We start from the raw sequence: 5,336 nt of genomic DNA, 5'->3' as shown, positions 1-5,336 counted from the left end.
ATTTAGCACATTATTTCAGAGAAGTATATATTGAATTCCGGAGGAATTTGGAAATGTTTGCGGTAATTGTGAGGATACAAAGTGACTGTTTACAATTATAACCTTCATTTTTTTCCTTAGAGCAATTGGGGATTTCAAATATTTAGGATTCACCAAAAAAATTAAAAATACTAACTTTTCTAAGTACGATACAGCACTGTACACGCCACTTTGCCTATATTTAGGTTTAATATTTATGATTTCATGGATATTTTAAGAGCAATACTTTATGAAATGACATATGGTTTTCTATATAAGGTTTATGAAGAAATCTGTTTAATTGTTTTTTATGATAATAACTTTAAAAAAGGTGCTTTCCAAATTGACTGGAAGGCACCTTTTTTCGTAACTAAAAAAGGACATATTTAAGAAGATTAAAGCAAGATTTGGAAAGTTTCTTTATTCTTGTGATGATATCTTTTTATTAAGGAATTAACAAACTAGCTAGTTAGATGCTAATCAATGTCGTCACTTGGAAGTTTTTTAATCGGTACGAATATATGAAAGGAATCAAGATTATGTATATTCTCAAATACTTGAATAAGTTCAATATCAGAATTCTCTGCTTCTTGTTTTGAGATTTTTAAAAACCTTGCAAAGTCAGTGATTAACACGTCTCCTATGTCTAGTAAGTCACCAAAATATTTAAACTTAGCGCAAAAAAACTGCTGAACATCTACTGTGAAATAATTAGGTAGATTGATTTTTAAATCTAACGGTATTGCGACTAAAGCTTTGAACTTGGTTGAGTTTGGCTGGCAATTGGAGTAGATGATATAACAGGAACTTTTGATTGATTCGTCAATGCTGTTTACGAGCATTCTCGAATAAGAACGGATCACTTCTTTAAAATCATTGCTGGCGATGTCAACTTCAAATGCTACACCACTTATTCGAGTTGTTTCAAAATTTGTTAAAGTAAAATCGGTAACGATATCCCCATTTATGTTTTTAAGTGGTCTTTTAATGACTGGAGGAATGTCTTCTAGGGCTATACTCTTACTGCCTTTTCTTAACAAGCTTGGAGAAATACCATATTGACTCTTAAAAGCACGGGTGAAGGACGATGGAGTGCCAAAGTTTAGTTGATACGCAATATCTGTTAATGATAAGTTTTCATTTTGAATGTATTGAACAGATGCGTTTAATCTTCTAGACAATGTGTATTGATTTAATGAACAGCCCATGACTGCTGAGAAAAGTCTATGAAAATAGTATTTAGACATATTGAAAGAATTTGAAACAGTCTCCAATGATAATCGTTCGTGCAAGTTGTTTTCAATATACAATAAAGATTTTTCAATAACTTCATAATGTTCCATTTCGTCACCCAATTTCATACATTTATTCAACTAACTTACTATATGACATTTGATTCTACAATACTAGGAATATTTAAAATTTTTATTTATCTATAGAGGTAAATCAAAGCTTGGAGGGAACCACATGAATAATAAAAATGATAAAAAACAAGTCATTACGGGGAAGAGTTTAATGAGATGGACAGGTCGTTTTGCGATATTGGCAGGTGTTATATATATATGTATACAGTTTATTCATCCGAAAGATCATATATCCTCTGTAAGCACGGACTTATGGGTCATCATTGCATGTACTACCTGTATGATGTCTCTTTTTAGCCTTATTGGAATTATCGGAATCTATACAAGACAAGTGGAAGAAACAAACTGGCTTGGGCTGATTGGTTTTATTTTATTTAGTCTATTCTGGTTAATTTCAATGATTTTTAGTTTTATTGAGGCTTTTATATTGCCGTTGCTACCAACTGATGCTCCAGAGTTTGTAGAGGGATTAGTAGGGATTTTTGCTGGCACCACAAGTACAGTAAATCTGGGTGTTTTCCCATTATTAGCCCCATTTGCAGCGATTCTGTATGGTCTTGGTGGACTCTTATTTGGTCTTGCAACATATCGTGCGGGAGTCTTCCCACGTATGGCAGGTGCTTTACTTTCCTTTGCAGCCGTTGTCACATTTGCAGCTGCTATCATTCCTCACCCATTCGATAGGATTTTAGCAGTGCCGATGGGATTAGCACTTATTTGGTTGGGATGGGCTCTTTGGTCAGAACATAGGAATTGAAGCCGGAAAAACAATAGCTATGTCATGGATAATATCTTTTTAACAAGAGAACAGCAAGAAATGGTTGAAGCAAAAGAGAAAAGTTGAGTTGTAATATTAAAGATACCAGGTCTCTCGTGAGTTTAACTTACGGGGTCTTTTTATATCCGCGTATTTTTTTACACAATCTAGTTAATACGTGGAAAAATTACCAACATGCAGCCAAATATATGAATATTTAGGTCCAACGATGTAAAAGACTAAATGCTAAAAGAGAAGGGGGTAAACAAATGAAATATGGATACATTGGCCCAGGTATAGATATAGGGCAGCTCGCACAAAAAAAGGGCCGATATGTAACTGGGTTTTCTGTTGGAATATTATACCTTGATGAAAGTCACTATCCAGTCATACCTGGTAATGTTGCAAACTATTCGACCTTTCCATTTCCTGTACATTATAAGGTTGTCCCTGGCTGTACAGGTCAACGTTTACTAAATGGTGATTTAACGTTGGAGAAGGAGATAATCTGGGCAGCTAAGCAATTGCAAAGTGAAGGGGCGAAAGTCATTTCAAGTAGCTGTGGATTTTTTGGAAACTTTCAGGTACAAACAGCAAGAAGTTTAGAAATTCCTGTCTTTTTATCTAGCCTTGTTCAACTGCCGATGATACAAGTTGGTCTAAAGCCAGAGCAAAAAATTGGTATACTGACTGCTTATGAACAAGGGTTAACAGATTACCTTTTAGAAAGCTGTGGTTTTTTTAATCGTTCAAGTTTAATTATAGGTGATTTAAGCAAAGGTGAAGAATTTTCTGCCATCAATAATGGAAAAGGAAGTTTTCATAATGAAAAGCTAAGAGATGAGGTCGTTCAAAAAGCTGTGGAAATAACAGAAGCGCATCCCGAAATTGGGGCTATTTTATTGGAATGTAGTGACCTACCTCCATATGCCTATGATATACAACAAGCAGTTCAATTACCTGTATATGACTTTATTTCACTTATTAATTGGGCCCATCATGCGAATAGCCAGAAACCGTATTATGGGTTTATTTAAATAGCTGGACAATAGTTAAGTGTCGCACAGAAAATGTAAACAAAACAAATTTTCTTGCTCCCATATATGCCATCACATTCAGGTACTTACGCTTATCTTTACAATACTTAATCCATAATTAATACATATTAATACTGAATACTAATTTACATTATCTACAAGGATAATTAGTATTAATACTATAGTTTATTTAAAATAAATTGATTTAAATAATTTTACGCTTAATGGGAGAGTGGATTTTTGAACGACAAGGAGCTAATCGAAATCTTGGTGGAGTCAGAGGCGAATTTACTAGTAGAGCTGCGAATGGGAAATGGTTTTCAAGAAAAGGAATATGAAACATTAGTAGAGGTACTCACCGTTCTTGCAGATAGATGGGAAGGGCTAAATTATATACCGAATGATGCCTTCCTTCCGATAGTTGAAGTTTATAGTGAAATGTATCATTTTTCATTAAATGATAATGGTGAAGCATCAAAACGTATTAGAAAGGCTGCCGAGGATATAAAAATAATAATCCAAAGATGTACAAATGAGACTGGTGAAATTGATAACGAGAAAGCAAAAGTAATAGCTAGGTTATCGGAGTCTATTGAAGAAGACGGTAACTTTTTTGAAAAACTTCAAAAAGGTAGTGGCTTGGATGAAAAACAATTAGAGAAAATTTACGTTGTATTAAATGAAATATATAAAGAGATTTATTCATGGGAATTGCTTCCTAAAGGAATTGTAAACATATTCAAAGATTTCTATGAACTCGATTTGTATGTGTATCAATATCAAAATGAGTTTAAACAACATGATGAGGCAGATAAGATTTATGATGCGTATGAACGTATTTTTAGTTTGATTTTTGGCTGACTATAGTTTAATAGACAAGCAGTTACATATAGGCGAGAGCGATGGTGTAATTGATATTTTATTAGCTTTCAAATGGTTAGTTATATTATTGTCACTAAAGTGAGTATTGAGAATTGAATACGCTAAGTATTATTCTATCAAAGGTGGGTTTTGGGCTTATATAATAAGTCGCTAGTGAAGAGGGTAATCAAAGTTTTGGGGAAGTAATGCTGATTTTGTGAGTTATTGAAAACTCCTTAATAATGAAGCAGAAGAAGAACGAAATCGCTAGCGATAGCTTTAAAAACATCTTTCTATCAAAAAAAGGCATAAAAAAATGAAAAAGTATCTTTTTCGTGATATTGTTTAATCGCCAAAGAAAACAATAGAAAGAGATACTTTTTCGTATGAACATTATATCACGAAGTGCTTTCCATAGACACATACATATTAATAATTCGAGTCGTGCTCCTCCTGAATTTAAATCTTTTCTAGTATTTATATTTACTATTCAGGAGGAGATACAATGGATCATTATGAAAGAAAGATAGAGCTTTTCTTTGAACTCAAAGGTACTCCCGATTCCTCACAAGAATCATATCGTCGCAGAATACTAGCCTTCTTAGGCTATATGAATAAATGTAATCGTCCCATATCTGAGATGAATGAACATGATATTCAACAATACATTCTACATCTTAAGAAAGAAAATGGTCTTGCAGCTAGCACGATTAATAACTATATTTCATCGATTAAATTTTTCTATACCTACATTTTGGAAAAGGATTGGAACAATCGTAAAGTACCAAGAATGAAGCGAATTCAAACGTTTCCTATTGTTCCCTCTAGGGATGAGATTTTCTCCCTTTTAGATGCCACTAAAAATTTGAAGCATAAAGCTATATTAGTATTAATGTACGGAAGTGGCCTACGCGTTAGTGAAGTGGCACGGCTTAAAATTAGTGATATCTGTAGTAAAACAATGCGAGTCCGTATTGAGAATGCCAAACATAATACTAATCGTTACACTATACTATCGAAATTCGCATTAGAAATACTGCGTGATTATTTTAGACACTATTTTACACCAGGTGAATATTGCTCTTCTGATTGGCTGTTTCCTGGACGATCCAAACAAAATCATATCAATGTCAAGACCATTAAAAATACAATGATTAATCTTAGAGATGGTCTAGGACTGAATTCAAAAATATCTGCACATACGTTAAGACATTGTTTCGCAACACATGCTTTAGAAGATGGTGTAGAACCTGTATTTATTCAACAGATGCTCGGACATAAACGACTTCAAACTACACT

Annotated in this window: 6 protein-coding genes; 5 read left to right on the top strand and 1 reads right to left on the bottom strand. The window is 33.5% G+C overall.

Going from position 1 to position 5,336, the window contains the following annotated elements; all coding sequences use genetic code 11:
* Window positions 1-85: 85 nt before the first annotated feature.
* Complete coding sequence (locus J2S19_RS23490) at window positions 86-256, top strand: DUF3995 domain-containing protein (RefSeq protein ID WP_307347298.1); 171 nt, start codon at window positions 86-88, stop codon at window positions 254-256.
* A 238-nt stretch (window positions 257-494) separates the two neighbouring features.
* On the opposite strand, the gene J2S19_RS23485 is transcribed toward J2S19_RS23490, so the two are convergent.
* Window positions 495-1,361: a helix-turn-helix transcriptional regulator gene (locus tag J2S19_RS23485; protein ID WP_307347295.1), complete on the bottom strand. Its 867-nt coding sequence runs from the start codon at window positions 1,359-1,361 to the stop codon at window positions 495-497.
* A gap of 124 nt (window positions 1,362-1,485) precedes the next feature.
* Here J2S19_RS23485 and J2S19_RS23480 point away from each other — a divergent pair, with 124 nt between their 5' ends.
* From J2S19_RS23480 to J2S19_RS23465, 4 genes are all read left to right on the top strand, one after another.
* Window positions 1,486-2,139, top strand: coding sequence for a hypothetical protein (locus tag J2S19_RS23480; protein ID WP_307347291.1), 654 nt, complete (start codon window positions 1,486-1,488; stop codon window positions 2,137-2,139).
* Window positions 2,140-2,408: 269 nt separating this feature from the next.
* Entirely contained in the window at window positions 2,409-3,176 is a 768-nt protein-coding gene (locus J2S19_RS23475; RefSeq protein WP_307347289.1) for an aspartate/glutamate racemase family protein, read from the top strand.
* A 240-nt stretch (window positions 3,177-3,416) separates the two neighbouring features.
* Entirely contained in the window at window positions 3,417-4,037 is a 621-nt protein-coding gene (locus J2S19_RS23470) for a hypothetical protein (protein ID WP_307347286.1), read from the top strand.
* Window positions 4,038-4,542: 505 nt separating this feature from the next.
* A partial coding sequence (locus J2S19_RS23465) for a tyrosine-type recombinase/integrase (RefSeq protein ID WP_307347283.1) occupies window positions 4,543-5,336 on the top strand: 794 nt, incomplete at its 3' end.

It is taken from the genome of Metabacillus malikii (genome assembly GCF_030813355.1).
GTDB lineage: Bacteria > Bacillota > Bacilli > Bacillales > Bacillaceae > Metabacillus > Metabacillus malikii.
This window is presented reverse-complemented; position numbering and strand designations above follow the sequence as displayed.